The 13,761-nt window shown below is 42.7% G+C and carries 10 protein-coding genes and 1 pseudogene; 2 read left to right on the top strand and 9 right to left on the bottom strand.

Annotation, left to right across the window (positions count from 1 at the left end):
• Positions 1-455 precede the first annotated feature (455 nt).
• Positions 456-4,343 carry an ATP-dependent RNA helicase HrpA gene (gene hrpA / locus SVI_RS11530; protein WP_041419896.1) on the bottom strand — a complete coding sequence of 1,296 codons (3,888 nt, stop codon included), beginning with the start codon at positions 4,341-4,343 and terminating at the stop codon, positions 456-458.
• A gap of 291 nt (positions 4,344-4,634) precedes the next feature.
• On the opposite strand from hrpA, the pseudogene SVI_RS11535 reads away from it, so the two are divergent.
• Positions 4,635-4,937 (top strand): annotated as a pseudogene (locus tag SVI_RS11535) (DUF924 family protein); the annotation flags it as partial.
• Between the two features lie 462 nt (positions 4,938-5,399).
• On the opposite strand, the gene SVI_RS11540 reads toward SVI_RS11535, so the two are convergent.
• The 7 genes from SVI_RS11540 to SVI_RS11570 all read right to left on the bottom strand — a co-directional run bounded on the left by SVI_RS11540 (position 5,400) and on the right by SVI_RS11570 (position 12,347).
• Positions 5,400-5,981: a hypothetical protein gene (locus SVI_RS11540; protein WP_041419897.1), complete on the bottom strand. Its 582-nt coding sequence runs from the start codon at positions 5,979-5,981 to the stop codon at positions 5,400-5,402.
• A gap of 100 nt (positions 5,982-6,081) precedes the next feature.
• On the bottom strand, positions 6,082-7,119 hold the full coding sequence (locus tag SVI_RS11545) for a DUF4145 domain-containing protein (protein ID WP_157608693.1): 1,038 nt from the start codon (positions 7,117-7,119) through the stop codon (positions 6,082-6,084).
• Between the two features lie 134 nt (positions 7,120-7,253).
• Entirely contained in the window at positions 7,254-7,532 is a 279-nt protein-coding gene (locus tag SVI_RS11550; protein ID WP_041420327.1) for a hypothetical protein, read from the bottom strand.
• 1,647 nt (positions 7,533-9,179) lie between these two features.
• Complete coding sequence (locus SVI_RS11555; RefSeq protein ID WP_049791089.1) at positions 9,180-10,070, bottom strand: AraC family transcriptional regulator; 891 nt, start codon at positions 10,068-10,070, stop codon at positions 9,180-9,182.
• Positions 10,071-10,252: 182 nt separating this feature from the next.
• Entirely contained in the window at positions 10,253-10,603 is a 351-nt protein-coding gene (locus SVI_RS11560) for a hypothetical protein (RefSeq protein WP_013051707.1), read from the bottom strand.
• A gap of 368 nt (positions 10,604-10,971) precedes the next feature.
• Entirely contained in the window at positions 10,972-11,349 is a 378-nt protein-coding gene (locus SVI_RS11565; RefSeq protein WP_041419898.1) for a hypothetical protein, read from the bottom strand.
• Between the two features lie 44 nt (positions 11,350-11,393).
• Positions 11,394-12,347, bottom strand: a complete 954-nt coding sequence (locus SVI_RS11570; RefSeq protein ID WP_013051709.1) for a zinc metalloprotease — start codon at positions 12,345-12,347, stop codon at positions 11,394-11,396.
• Positions 12,348-12,719: 372 nt separating this feature from the next.
• On the opposite strand from SVI_RS11570, the gene SVI_RS11575 reads away from it, so the two are divergent.
• The gene (locus tag SVI_RS11575) at positions 12,720-12,941 is read left to right on the top strand and encodes a hypothetical protein (RefSeq protein WP_157608694.1); all 222 of its coding nucleotides are present in this window, start codon (positions 12,720-12,722) and stop codon (positions 12,939-12,941) included.
• A 252-nt stretch (positions 12,942-13,193) separates the two neighbouring features.
• On the opposite strand, the gene SVI_RS11580 is transcribed toward SVI_RS11575, so the two are convergent.
• Positions 13,194-13,715: a hypothetical protein gene (locus tag SVI_RS11580; RefSeq protein WP_013051711.1), complete on the bottom strand. Its 522-nt coding sequence runs from the start codon at positions 13,713-13,715 to the stop codon at positions 13,194-13,196.
• Positions 13,716-13,761 lie beyond the last annotated feature (46 nt).

Here is a 13,761-nt window from a genome sequence, read left to right on the forward strand (position 1 = left end):
ACTTAGGGCTGTAACCCTTCGTAAGGTGAGTCAATAAAAATGACTCAATATTTGGTGGTAATTAACGTTATGTTTTATAAATTTTTATTACTCTTGATCATAATCCTTATAGGGTATCAAACTGTATACCCACAATTTGGTAAAGACTTCTTTGCTTGATCTGGATCATCTTTTTTAACAAAAAAATTATAAAACAAGTCAATTAAGCCATCTTACTGATTAGATATGATGCGAATTCCTATGTATGACTATTCAGCATAGTCTAAACAATGAGTTACACCTGTATGAATCTTGACCTAAATGTTAATGAAATGCGGCGAGTACTACTTAATATATAGAAGGGTTTATCCGTTAATTTGTTGGGGTCAGTCATAGGTAGGACAAAAAAAGCACCGACCATTTGGCCAGTGCTTTAAAATTGTTCAACTTGGTAAGATACCAATCGGTATAACAGGTTAGTTTTGCTTGATCTGATTCAAGATACGTTTCTCTGAAATGGGATAAGCCGTGCCCAGAACCTGGGCAAAACAGGAGACTCGATACTCCTCTACCATCCACCTTGCCTCTAGCAAGGACTCAGGTATCGCCACAGATCTCGGTACCTTAGCTAACTGACCCTCAAGTTCCTTCTGTACATTAGCAATGCTGAGCATGTGCAGTCGGTCACGATTAGGATCCACTGGCAACTTGTCTAAACGATTTTCCACGGCTTTAAGATACCTCACCATGTCAGGTAAACGTTTCCAGCCACAGGCTTCCACAAAACCTTTAAATACCAACTTATCCAACTGTGTCTGAATATCACTCATGGCGAAGGCTATATCTAGGCTAATTTTACCCTTCAATCGTTTCTTTACCTTTTGATAAAGCGTGAGTATTTCTTCGACTCTTAGGGCTATCTTAGCCGCCGTGGGATTCAGTTCTTGTCTCACCCAATCTTTAGCCTGTTCAAAATCTGACTCACAACGTACATCCAGGCCCTTCTCATCGAGTAGCTGCTGCACAGATGCCGCTAAAATATCATCCAGCAAGATCTGTACTTGACCGAAGGGGTTGAAATACATGGCCAGCTTAGCCTTGTTCGGCAAGGTTTTTTGCAGGTGTTTCACCGGTGATGGGATATTGATTAATAACAAGCGTTGTAGACCCAGCTGATGGGAGCGTTTAGCTTCATTTTCATCATCAAATAACTTGATGGATACGCTGGATTTATCGTCCACTAAAGCGGGGAACGCCTTAACCTCGAAGTTACCTTTCTTCTGTTTAAACGCTTGTGGCAAGTCACCAAAGGACCACTGGGTTAATTCAGTTTTTTCGATACCAGAATCGGCAACCTTACGAATAGCCTGAGTCACCTGGCCTTGAAGGCTGGCTTTAAGCTGCTCAATGTCTCGAGATTGAGCCACTAACTTGCCATTGTCATCCTCTACCTTGAAATTCATCAACAGATGCTTGCTCAGCTGACTAAGATCGAAATCATCGATACTGACGCGAACCCCACTCATGCGCAGCAACTGCTTACACATGGCATCGATGAAACTCATCTCGAAGGGCTTCATCGCCTGCATACAGGCATTAGCATAATCTGGGGCTGGGACGAAATTACGTCTTAGGCTCTTAGGCAGAGCGCGGATCAAGGCGATGCACTTTTCCTCTCTCAGGCCCGGAACCTGCCAATCGAAATCGACATCTTCTATCTGATTGAGCAGCGCCACTGGAATATGCACGGCCACGCCATCATCGTCGGCGGAAGGCTCGAAATGATAACTCAAGAAGAGTTTAAGATTGCCTTGATGCCAAGCATCTGGAAAATCCAGAGCAGAGATATGGCTATCTCCTCGCTGCATCAATTGTTCACGTTCAAAATCTAATAGATCAGGCGTTTTTTTACACTCAAGCTTCCACCAACTGAAAAACTTAGGCGCATTATAGATCCCCTCGGGAATTCTAGGTTCATAAAAATCAACCAACACCTGCTCATCCACCAAGATGTCACGGCGCCGTGATTTATGCTCTAAATTCTCGACCTCTTTGAGCATGTTACGGTTCTTGATGAAGAAGGCTTCGTTGGTTCTGAGCTCGCCTTCGGCCAAGGCACTGCGAATAAAGATTTCACGTGCTTCCAATGGGTTGACCGGTCCGTATTGTGTCTTACGGCGGTTAACGATCATCAGTCCATAGAGTATTTGATTTTCAAAGGCCACCACACTGCCTTGTTTCGCCTCAAAATGTGGCTCAAGATAATTCTTCTTGACCAGATGTCCGGCTAAAGGCTCTATCCATTCGGGTTGAATTTTGGCGCAGCAACGAGCAAACAGGCGTGAGGTTTCGGTGAGCTCAGCCGCCATGATCCACTTAGGGCCCTTGCGAGCCAAAGGCGAACCTGGAAACACGAAGAATTTACGGTTACGGGCACCAAGATACTCGTTGTCTTTATCTTTAAAGCCCACATGGCTCAATAGACCCGTGAGCAGCGACTTGTGCAGCAATTCATAATCGGCAGGCTCGCTGTTGAGACGCCATTTGAGATCATGCACGGCTTGTTTCATTTGGGCATAGAGGTCTTGCCACTCACGCACCCTCAGATAGGCAAGAAACTCTTTCTTACACTGCTTTCGGAACTGACTCGTGGACAGGGATTTCTGTTGCAGCTTAAGGTGATCCCACAGATTAACGAAGGAGACAAAATCAGAGTCTTTATCGCTATATTTCTTATGTGCCTCATCAGCCGCCTGCTTCTTGTCCATTGGGCGTTCTCTGGGATCTTGAATCGACAGCGCAGAGGTGATGACCAAGGCTTCGTGAAGACAGCCATTAGTGTTCGCCGCAATGACCATACGGGCTAAGCGAGGATCTACCGGAATGTGTGCGAGTTGTTTTCCTAGCTCAGTTAACGCTAAACGACCTTGGGATTTTTTGACCGCTTCCAACTCTTCCAGTAACAAGAATCCATCACGGATATACCTAGGATCTGGCGACTGAAGGAAAGGAAAAGCTTCTATGTCACCTAGGCCCACTGACAGCATCTTGAGGATAACTGAGGCAAGGTTAGTTCTTAAAATCTCAGGATCGGTAAACTCAGACCTGTTATTGAAATCATCCTCGGCGAATAGACGGATACAAATACCCGCGGCGACACGACCACAACGACCCTGACGCTGATTTGCACTGGCTTGAGATATAGGCTCAATGGGCAAACGTTGCACTTTAGTACGGTAACTATAACGACTGATCCTGGCAGTACCTGGATCGATAACATAACGAATGCCTGGCACAGTCAAAGATGTCTCGGCCACGTTGGTGGCTAGCACTATTCTGCGGCCTATATGGCTCTTAAACACCTTCGACTGCTCACCGTATGATAGGCGAGCATAGAGTGGCAAGATCTCGGTATCACGGTACTGACGACGATTGAGTTGATCCGCTACGTCACGGATCTCACGTTCACCGTTCATAAAGATCAAAATGTCACCGGGCCCTTCGGCAACCAGTTCATCCACGGCTTCGAAGATGCCTTCGGTGAGATCAAGATCGTCTCCAGCATCACGCACCAGAGGTCGGTAACGAGTCTCCACCGGGTAAGTACGACCCGAGACTTGGATGACAGGGGCATCGTTAAAATGTTTGGAAAATTTATCCAGATCTATGGTTGCCGAGGTGATAATCACCTTCAAATCTGGACGTTTATGCAATAAGTTCTTGAGGTAACCCAAGATGAAATCGATATTCAGGCTGCGCTCATGGGCCTCATCTATGATGATGGCGTCATATTGATCGAGAAACTTATCATTGGTCAGTTCAGCCAACAAGATACCGTCGGTCATCAACTTGATATAAGAGTTCTGATTGATGGCATCGGCAAATCTGACTTTAAAACCCACCACCTCTCCCAGTGGACTATTGAGTTCATCGGCGACTCGACTGGCAACGCTCCGCGCGGCCAGACGCCTAGGCTGGGTATGGGCTATGAGTCCGCGGCAACCTAAGCCTAACTCCAGACATATTTTCGGCAGCTGGGTGGTCTTACCTGAGCCTGTTTCACCCGCTATTATGACCACTTGATTGCCGGCAATCGCTCTGGCTATCTCATCTCTCTTTTGGGAGATAGGTAAGTTTTCGGGATAGGTGATTATGGGACGGGCCTGACGACGTCGCTCAACTTTTTCGAACGCTGCGACGGCCTGAGCTTCGAGCTTGTCCAAATTGGCCCGCTTCTTATCTGAATCGACCTCTTTATTGAGCCTAAAAAGACGACGCCTAATTCTCGAAGCATCGGCCTGATAACACAGTTTTAGATAATTGTTAGATAGCGGGTGTAGTTGCGAACTCAAGTCAGATCCCATTACTCGAAGCAAAAAAACGATCCTAGCAAGTAACGTTACTTATTGGTACGGGAAATTAGCTTAACTTGAGTAATACTCGAAGAATATAATAACTTAGCTTGATTAATCTTCAGCCTTGTTACTTTTACTAGGTGTCAGACTCGTTTATGCAGCATTTCGTCAAACACTCATTAAGATGACCGGGCACACTTCTACTTTGAACAAGGGAACATTCAGTTTTTCAGGGAAAGAATGTGCGGCTTGGTTATACTTTTTAAAGCACAAAAGTTATGGCTGTCCCATCTTTTGACTTCCGATCCCTTGGCGTTGACCCTAGCCCAAGAAGCCGTGGCCCAAGGCGCCGATACTGAACTTAAAGCCAAGCAGGTGCCTTTCCTGTTTATGCCTTATATGCACAGTGAGTCCAGAAAGATCCATGAAATTGCCATGGTACTGTTTAACAGAGAAGCCGCAGCCGGTAACTTGGAATTTGAACGCAGGCATAAAGTGATTATCGACCAATTTGGCCGCTATCCACACAGAAACAAGATCCTCGGACGCGAGCCGACACCAGAAGAAGTAGAGTTTCTGTCCCAGCCAGGATCAAGCTTCTAAACTTGTGTAATAACAAGTTGGCAAGTATTTTTAGCTTGGGTTCATTTGACGGGTTTGGTATTTGGTTCACTTGGTATTGAGTAGAGAGACTGAATACCATGACTTCATTGTTATTTAACGCCTGCCCGGCGGGAGGTGTGCAGATACTTCTGTGGCACGACGCCCTATCTCTGGCTCGGATAGTTTCACGCTGTGAAACCTCGCCATTCTGGCGCATCTACAGCGAGTTCTTCAAAAGAAGGTTATTTATTTAACCTTACCTGTAAACAATTTTAAATCATGTGAACTACCTAATTCGCTACAACCCCTTTATTCGAAGTCATAATCGTTATCCTGAACAAAACTAAGTTGAGGTAACTAAAAGGTTAGTAGAGGATGTGTTAAAGCACAAAAGATAGGCTGCCCCATCTTTTTTCAACACTTGGGATAAGGACGCGGCTGCGCGCGGCCTATCCTTATACGTTATGTTTGTTTTATCTCATTACAAGCCAATGTATCCAATACTGTTAAGATCAATAAAATAACACTCAAATTTACAGTGGCACTATCTTTTTCGTAAATATATCGCCAGTCTATAAAAGCATTAGAGATAGTCTTTAGGTGATCTTTAAACAACGTCTTATTGTTAAGTTGAAACGTTATGCTTTTTTCTTTAGTTAATTTATTTACTTTATCTTTTAATTTATTTGGTAAGTGCTTAAACAATTGACTTAGATTATGAATTCCCTCTGGCTCGCCATAAACGCTTTGAAGTGCCTTTAAATACATTTCACACGCGAATGCGGAGTTAACCACAAAAGGAGCAGATGCCTCGTGATCAAAGGGTGGTTTAAATAAACTTTTTGAATGGATATCCTTTGCTATTTTTGCAAAAGAACGAGCTTGTTTAAACATTAGTTTTGTTTGGCTCAATTTAACAAAAATGTTTTCATCTTTTAAGAATTGAGTATATCGCTTGACGTTTTCAATTGGATCTCCAGAGTCAGGGATTTTACCTATTTCCTTATCTTTATCCATGATCTTTAAATATTTCACATTATCCATAGAGAACACCAAATTTGAATACAAACATAACGCCTTGCTAAGCGGACTAAAATTGTGGATTATAATATGTAGCAAAGCCAAACCTAACCAACTGTTTTAGTTACGTTTTTGAATCTATGTAATTAAAAGCTTCATCACATATTTTAAGTGATTCGCTACATTCTTGTGGTGTAGCTTGATAGCCATCATGAACGATCTTATTTCTAACTTTGCGAACCTCATGGATCTTATCTTTAATCTCATCACTTTCTTCACCAAATAGCTTAGTAAATGCATCATTTATCAGACCATTTACATTATTATATGTATTCAATGTCACACCTGTAGGTGGCTGAATTGAACGCACCATATCAAATAGAGCCAATTCTAAAGCAATGAAACACTGTAATATACTGGCGCTAAAGTTGTCTTGTTCCGATGCCATTTCATAAGCTCTCGTTAATGTGACTTTCCAATCAGGAAAATCTGATGAACTCATATGATAAGCAATAACTCCTGTCGCTGTATTACGTTGAAAGTTTGGTAAATCTTTATCCGCTGTATTATTTGGTTGTAGTGTCTTAATTTCGTCAGCTGATGGTTTCCAAACCGATAGTAATTCATAAATACGCTTATCGTGTATATCAACTATCTCTGTTTCTGAATATTCGTGACAACTACATATTAGAAATGGTTTGAAGCCTGTCATGTATTGTACTTCTTTAACGGCGATGTCTTTAGTGACATACCTGTACACACGAATAAAATGGTTTAAAGCATCTAATGCCCTAGCTTCCACGTCTTTGCTCAGGCCAGTCTCACTTTCCGTTGCAATTTTTAGATGTGTAACGTAACTAGAATGGCTTAAGCGTTTGTGGTTTACACCATTTGTATCCATTAGAAGCGTAATATCAAGTTTTCCATCTACCTCTTTAAAACAACATATTTGGTTATCTGATGCCTGCACAGGGGCTTTAAAATCATATTTAAAGCCCTTTTCGTTTTCATGAGGAACACGAACTATAGAATCATGAATTGAGATCGAGTTTACAGACTCAGTTTCTTCATGTACTCCGATACAATAACGATATCCCTTATAATCGAAGAAAACCTCTCCTGATAAAACTCTTATTCGAGCAGGGATAATGAACTGATACAAACAGCAACTTAGCATTAATACTAACTCCGGATTAAGAAAAATATAACGCCCAAATAATGGGCTAAAAATTGTTGGCTAAAATAAGCGACGCAGGAGCAAAAGCCAACTGTTTTTAGTCCTGATTGATTTGCTTGTTATAACTCGTTTGCACCCGACACAAGTTTATTGTATTGATTATTAGCCATCATCCACAAAACCAGACCGAAAGCTAAACCCGAAGCTGGGTAGATAACTAACGCTGTCGATATTTGATCTATAAATGGTGAGGAAGAAATATATGTTTGAATCAGCGTAACTAATAATGCCGTTGATATTCCCCATCCTAAAACACCATATACAATTACAAAGTGCCATTTACCTTTTGCAATTAACTTTTGAAGCCTTGCTATTTTTGTTGCTTTCAGATTGCTCATATCTATCCTTAGAGTTATAACATTTGTATACTCGCCTTGCGCGTTTATCAGGTTAGACCAGTCAAGGTGTATACTCATAATTGTCTCATTTATAAACATTTTCAACGATGAGTTCAAACACACCTTCTGGAAAAACGAGAATGCACACTTTGCTTGCCTCGTATCTCTTGCAAACCGAGCATGCGCATTTTTAATCAGTTGAATCTACGCTGTTTTTTATTATCACTCAATAGCAAACCGCGAACTGATTGCGTATAATTTAGAGATTATCCGCACAAAACCAATAATACTGTATAAAAACACAAACACTGGTTAACTAAGAGGTTGTCGCTAAACAGAAACACTTATCTTTCTGACTGATGAGAAAAAGTATTACAAAGAGGTTAGTGCTGTATAGGACGAATTGCTGGCGTTAACACATAAAGGGGCATAAGTGAGTTACGAAGTTTAGTAATAAAGCTAAATCGAAGAGACTCTATTCTTGTAGAACAGCCAGGTGTAGATGCGGCTGCGGACTTCGGCTTCAAGGATGAAGCCGCAGAGCGTATAGGGATATATTCACAGCGCGCCGCAGAAGTAGCTGCACATTCCTCGCCGGACAGGCGTTTGGTTACATTGAAGGTACGACCTTCAATCACAAATCCAGATACGAATTAAGCCAAGTGAATCGAACAAAAAATGTAATCAGCCTTCATTCGAAGGCTAGCAAGCTTTGGGGCAGAAACGAGTTACAAACTAGAATCTGAGCTACTTACAAAACTCAAATCGAAGAGAAACCTTTCTTGTGAATCAGCCAGTGTAGATGCGGCTACGAGCGATAGATAACAAATGAAGCAGCGACCTTCAATGACATATGCCAACAGCAAAGGACACTGGATTCCGGCTCAAAAGATCTGCCGGAATGATGAAAAGGAACAAGCAAAACTAAATGAATCAAGGTAAAAATGTAATCCGTCTTCATTCCAAAGCAGCAATAAACATAAATTGAAGAGATTGGCTGCTTGTGAACATATCAGTGTAGATACGGCTGCGAGCTTCGGTAGCATGGACGCTGCCGCAGAGACTACAGGGACTGTACTCGCGTCGTCTCGCAGAAGCATCTGCACATTCCTCGCCGGATAGGCGTTAGATTACAATTAAACCCAAATACTCAAACACACTCCCCAATACCCACTCAGCCAGAAGCTAAATCAGAAAATGTAATCAGCCTTCATTCGAAGGCTAGCTTACTTTGGGGCAAAGACGAGTTATAGAGCATTAGCAATAAAGCTAAATCGAAGAGACCCCATTCTTGTAGAACAGCCAGGTGTAGATGCGGCTGTGAGCTTCCAAAACAAGGCCGAAAATCTTCCCTACATTTTTCGGCATTTCCACCATCCGTGGCGGTCAGATGTTTTGGTAGAGCCTACACGGATGTGCTTGAATGATGTCCTATCTAAAGGCCAGTTCGGCATCCATGTCTCTCGTCATAGCACATGGCTACGCCATATTCACCGTCTCGTAGAACCTTCTCAAAATAAAGAGTGCACAATCCTCGCCGGACAGGCGTTAGGTTACAGTGAAGGTACAACCTTCAAACACTCGTCCAGATGTAAAACCAGCCAAATGAAACCAATACAAAATGTAATCAACCTTCATTCGAAGGTACTAAACCAAGGGTAGGTAGATGTCAGTGATCAGTTCATGCTCTGCCACTTCGGGGAAGAAGTTTTGATAGTGGAAAAAACAGTGGAAGTCTCTTAGGGATTCGCCGCTTTCCGGTAACCACTGGCCATAAAGATAGTGAATCTTTGTATCCAATCCTTCATGAGAACCCAGATGCCGGATGACGGCGCAGCGGCCTGCAGGAATGGTTTTATTGATAATTCCCGAGGCGTTATCTGGCACCTCATGCAATACTGAACCTGCGATATCAAACCTAAATTTATCTGCTGGAACGGATTTAGGATCTTCATAAATCAGCCCGAACGTTTGGCTCTTCGCCACAGGCGATAGGCCAGTCTGCTTACGCCACTTAATAAACTTACCGGCAGATTCATTAACCAGTTCAGGCGCACCACGGTGCTCAAATACCGCTATCTTAGTCTCGGTAAAGTTGACGATATCGACTCTAGCCTCTAAATGCTCTGCCTGGTGTTTCTTATCCATCTTACTACCTCCAAATTGATACTTTTCATTCCAGCTCACCCAGTGAGCCTGGCGACGAAATTCAGAGGGAGATTGATCAAACGCTTTCTTGAATGCCCGAGAAAATGACTCGGGGTAATCAAATTTAGCATCAAGTGCAATATCGATGATCTTGGCATCAGGGTTAAAATAGAGCCGATAAGAGGCTCGCTTTAAACGTAATAGTTGGATATATCTAAATATGCCAACACCAAAATAATCCGAAAACTGACGATGGAAGTGATACTTAGAGAAGCCGGCAAACTGACTCAGATGTTCAACTGAAAGATCTTCATCCAAGTTTTCATAAATATAGTCACAGACTCGGTTCATCCCAGTGTCGTAACTGTCTATTTTTGTTCTCAACGCCATAATCTCAACTCGTTTCCATAGCCTGTTCAAGGTTCATATCATCAATGACTACTGCCCCTCTGAATATGAGACTAGTATGCAGATGGCGCCGTAGGCTTTCCTGACAGATATTGCTCAAGTCAGTAAATACTAGAAAATAGATGACTCGGTATAAGAATCAATGAATGCCTGTTAGCAAACAGTTATTTGTGACCTTGCAAACGACGGTCCCACTTCCCTTCGGCTTGTGAGCTGCACTTCTCTTCGGTATCGAAGCTGACCTTGTTAGTTAAATCACCGATTTTAATAGCCACCTTAGCGAGTTCTTGCTCAATGAGCCCGATGAGATACTCATCCTGCTTATTGGCTTTCGCCTCGGATAACTCAGCATTGGTATTAAATACACAGACAATTCTTAATGACTGAGGAAACTTATGGTAATTAACCAGATGAGTGATCCACGCGAAACCCTCAACTTGTTCCAGTGCCAGCTCACAGACTTGAGTCAGTGATTCTCGCAGGCTATTTTCAATCTTCTTATCCGACTTTCTCATCTCATTTTCACCTTAATCATCTCTATCGTACTTTTCTTATCTCTATAGCACTTTCTTACCTCTATTGCACAAGGAGCGTTAGCCAGTACTTGTGAGGTATTTATACATTGGCTGCAGTCTACAGGAAGTCATATCAATGGCTATAAGGAGTTCTAGATTCACCCCTTGTCATGCAGCATGAATCCAGGGCGAGGGCGAGAGAGGGAGATAAAAATAGATGCAAGATATACAGGAACTGATATTAATCAGTATAATAGGACCTAGATAAGCAGCTTATCCTTAAGCCAAAAATGAAGAGTTTAGGGAGAGAGATAGGAAGATAAGAAGATAGAGGGACTGACTGGAAAGAGGGTTAACAGATGCAAGGTCTATAAAAAAATACCTACCTGCCAATCAATCAAGGTGGCATTGCCATCATTATCACAAAGCCAAACTCTTGCTCTGGTCATAGGCTTGAGTAGGCCAACTTCCGACTCGACTTTAGACCAATCCCCATAGGTGAAATGCTCACCATTGATTAAAAAATTATCCAAGCTATAAGCCGTGATCAAAGACTCTTGCGTGCCATCATCTGTGTCTATGGTAAAACCAAGCTGAGACGCTTCTCGCCAGTAAAAGACTAAAAGCCCAGTCCAGGAAGTCATATGATTAGGTTCACAGGCAAAATCAGCAGGGGGACGTAGGCGCCCTCCGGCTACTAGCGAGAACGAAATACATAACCCCAGTAGTAAAATAGCAATGTGCATAGAAGACATTGTCCATTTCAAAAAAGTCATAAGCTAACCACTCTTCATTCTGGGGTACGATATAAAGTACTCATTTTATCCATACGGTCGGCCTGCCATATAGTAAATTCGTCCATACAATTATCATCGGTATAATCCATGAAATTTTCAATGGGATCATCACCTGACTGCCTTTTACAGGAGTTTCTATTGGTTGGACAACCATAGGCAGGTGAGCGCTCCGCAGGTGTATCTACGACATCATCACCCATACCCTTACACCCTCCTTGAAAGGTATGATAAAGGCCAAGCCAATGCCCAACTTCATGGGTCAAGGTATCACCTTCATTGTAAGGAGCTGCACTGCCATTAGGTAAAGAGGAGTAGAGTATGACAACACCATCATTTTTTGGGGCGTTATCATAGCTACTAGGGAAGGTTGCCCAACCTAATAAGCCTCCCCCGGGATTATTAGTGTATACATTCAGATCATCTTCATCGCCAATTCGAAGTGAATCTTTCATTTCTTGTTCAGCGATAGAACCATAACCGGCATGAAACCAAGCAGAGTTATCAATGTAACTTGTCCCAGATAAAACAAAGCTAATACCTGTATCATTACTATTCGCCCCCGAAGAGAAGGCGGCTTGCAACACGTTCATCTGCCCCACAATGTCTTGTGTAGAAAGTGCACCAGTTGAACCATCCGTTAGAACATGAAAATACACATTAATGCTTCTCATTGTCGGATTTGATGGCGTGCCATTATCATCACCATCATTGCCTCCATTGCCATTCCCGCCTCCATTACCTACCCCATCAGGCTTTTTCATGGCGTTAAGACGTTTATTAACCCGATGAACTTCTACTTCCGTAGGCGTTCGTGTTCCACAACGTTTAAAGGCGGCATTATGGTTGGCGTTATCCCAGCCGTGACCACCTGGATTAGGCCCTGCAGCCATAGATTGGGGCAAGGTTAAGAGTAATAAGCATACCGATAATAAAAGTGACCTAAACATCAGAAACCTCCAGGAAGGTATTAGCCTTCGACTGATTTGAGTGAGTAATTGCTTACATAGTTTACTTGTTATGTCTAAATTATAACCGAGACAAAAATCGCTGAAGCTCTGATAGCATCACTGCTTAGCTCATTTCAGACTCAACAAATACTTAACTAGATAAAATGATTATTTAACTCCCCTGCCTCCTCCTCTTTTTGCTGTTCTGCTACTTGTTAAGACTCGAGTCTGCCTAGTGCTCACCTCTGATGGCCCTGAGCCGCTCTTTTAATTTTTGTAACTTTTGTTGTATCCATTTTATCTGCCTCCCTATAAAAGATGCCCCATGCCCCTTGTCACCATTGACCATTAGCTATGAACCATGAGCCATCCTTGAGCTTATCAATGCTAGGTCCACCCAATAGCCGTGCATGCAGTGCTTGTTTAACAGAGTCTGAGATTGAAAGCCTGTCTGCAGTGATACTTCTTTGTGATAAGAACACTGATGATAAGGCCGGTAGTACGTCTGATGAGAATGCAGATGACAATATTGAGGGCTGGGAGCAAAACCCAGCAGAGGTGAAACCTAAAGGCTTAGGCTTAGGCTTAGCATAAGTCTTACTATTGGCATGACTAAGATATAGGCTTTCCAGGTCGATAATCGTCACAGATAACCTCTCACATGTTAACGAGTACTCACTCATGCAGTACCCATTAATCAAATACTACTAAGTAAGCTATCGACTGATGTTGAAGGCGCTAAAGCAATTGTATTAGACCTTTGCTTTCTAAAAGAATGGGAAGTTAGTAGATACAGTAATGAGTCTTGCTCTTACCAGCTGACAGTGCTTTAGATACTCACCATTCTTAGGCTGATTCAGCATCACGGGCCTTCTTTTCAATCAAGCTAATCAAAATACCCGTTAGCTGCAGTATCTGATCTTGTATCAGTTTACGCTCGTTCTCAGCAGCTTCTGAACTGTTCCCTTGCAGCTCTTTCAGGCGCTCTTGCAACTCTTCGATCTGCTCTTTGACCCGTTGGATCTGCTTGTCGATGGGAGACATAGCCTTCTCCTCTTCCATCTCCTTGGCTTTCTTAACTGATTGGGAGTGATGACCGTGCAAGGTGCTGCCCATGTTTGAGCTCAGTGTCTTGCCAGCAACCCCAGCTTTAGCACTCAATGTGTTATCTGCACTGAGAGCCTCTTTACCCTCCTTAGAAATGCTGACCTTATCACTACTGGTATGACTGGATTGAGCCGAACTGATATTACTGGCATTACTGGCAATTGGGGGTGTCGGTGCTTTTACTGCTGACCGAGATGAAAGCTGGATATCTAAGGGTCTTTTGCCCGCAATAATATTCAGGGTTAATCCATTAATGTTCACCGCTGACTCCTATAAATTCAAATTTCTGATTTTAAGCTTGAGTAAA

This window comes from Shewanella violacea DSS12 (assembly GCF_000091325.1).
GTDB classification, from domain to species: Bacteria; Pseudomonadota; Gammaproteobacteria; order Enterobacterales; family Shewanellaceae; genus Shewanella; species Shewanella violacea.

Excerpts from the sequence above, each read along its gene's own strand:
- hrpA (WP_041419896.1), bottom strand. The coding sequence starts at position 4,343 with ATGGGATCTGACTTGAGTTCGCAACTACACCCGCTATCTAACAATTAT.
- SVI_RS11540 (WP_041419897.1), bottom strand. The coding sequence starts at position 5,981 with ATGGATAATGTGAAATATTTAAAGATCATGGATAAAGATAAGGAAATA.
- SVI_RS11550 (WP_041420327.1), bottom strand. The coding sequence starts at position 7,532 with ATGAGCAATCTGAAAGCAACAAAAATAGCAAGGCTTCAAAAGTTAATT.
- SVI_RS11555 (WP_049791089.1), bottom strand. The coding sequence starts at position 10,070 with ATGGCGTTGAGAACAAAAATAGACAGTTACGACACTGGGATGAACCGA.
- SVI_RS11560 (WP_013051707.1), bottom strand. The coding sequence starts at position 10,603 with ATGAGAAAGTCGGATAAGAAGATTGAAAATAGCCTGCGAGAATCACTG.
- SVI_RS11565 (WP_041419898.1), bottom strand. The coding sequence starts at position 11,349 with ATGCACATTGCTATTTTACTACTGGGGTTATGTATTTCGTTCTCGCTA.
- SVI_RS11570 (WP_013051709.1), bottom strand. The coding sequence starts at position 12,347 with ATGTTTAGGTCACTTTTATTATCGGTATGCTTATTACTCTTAACCTTG.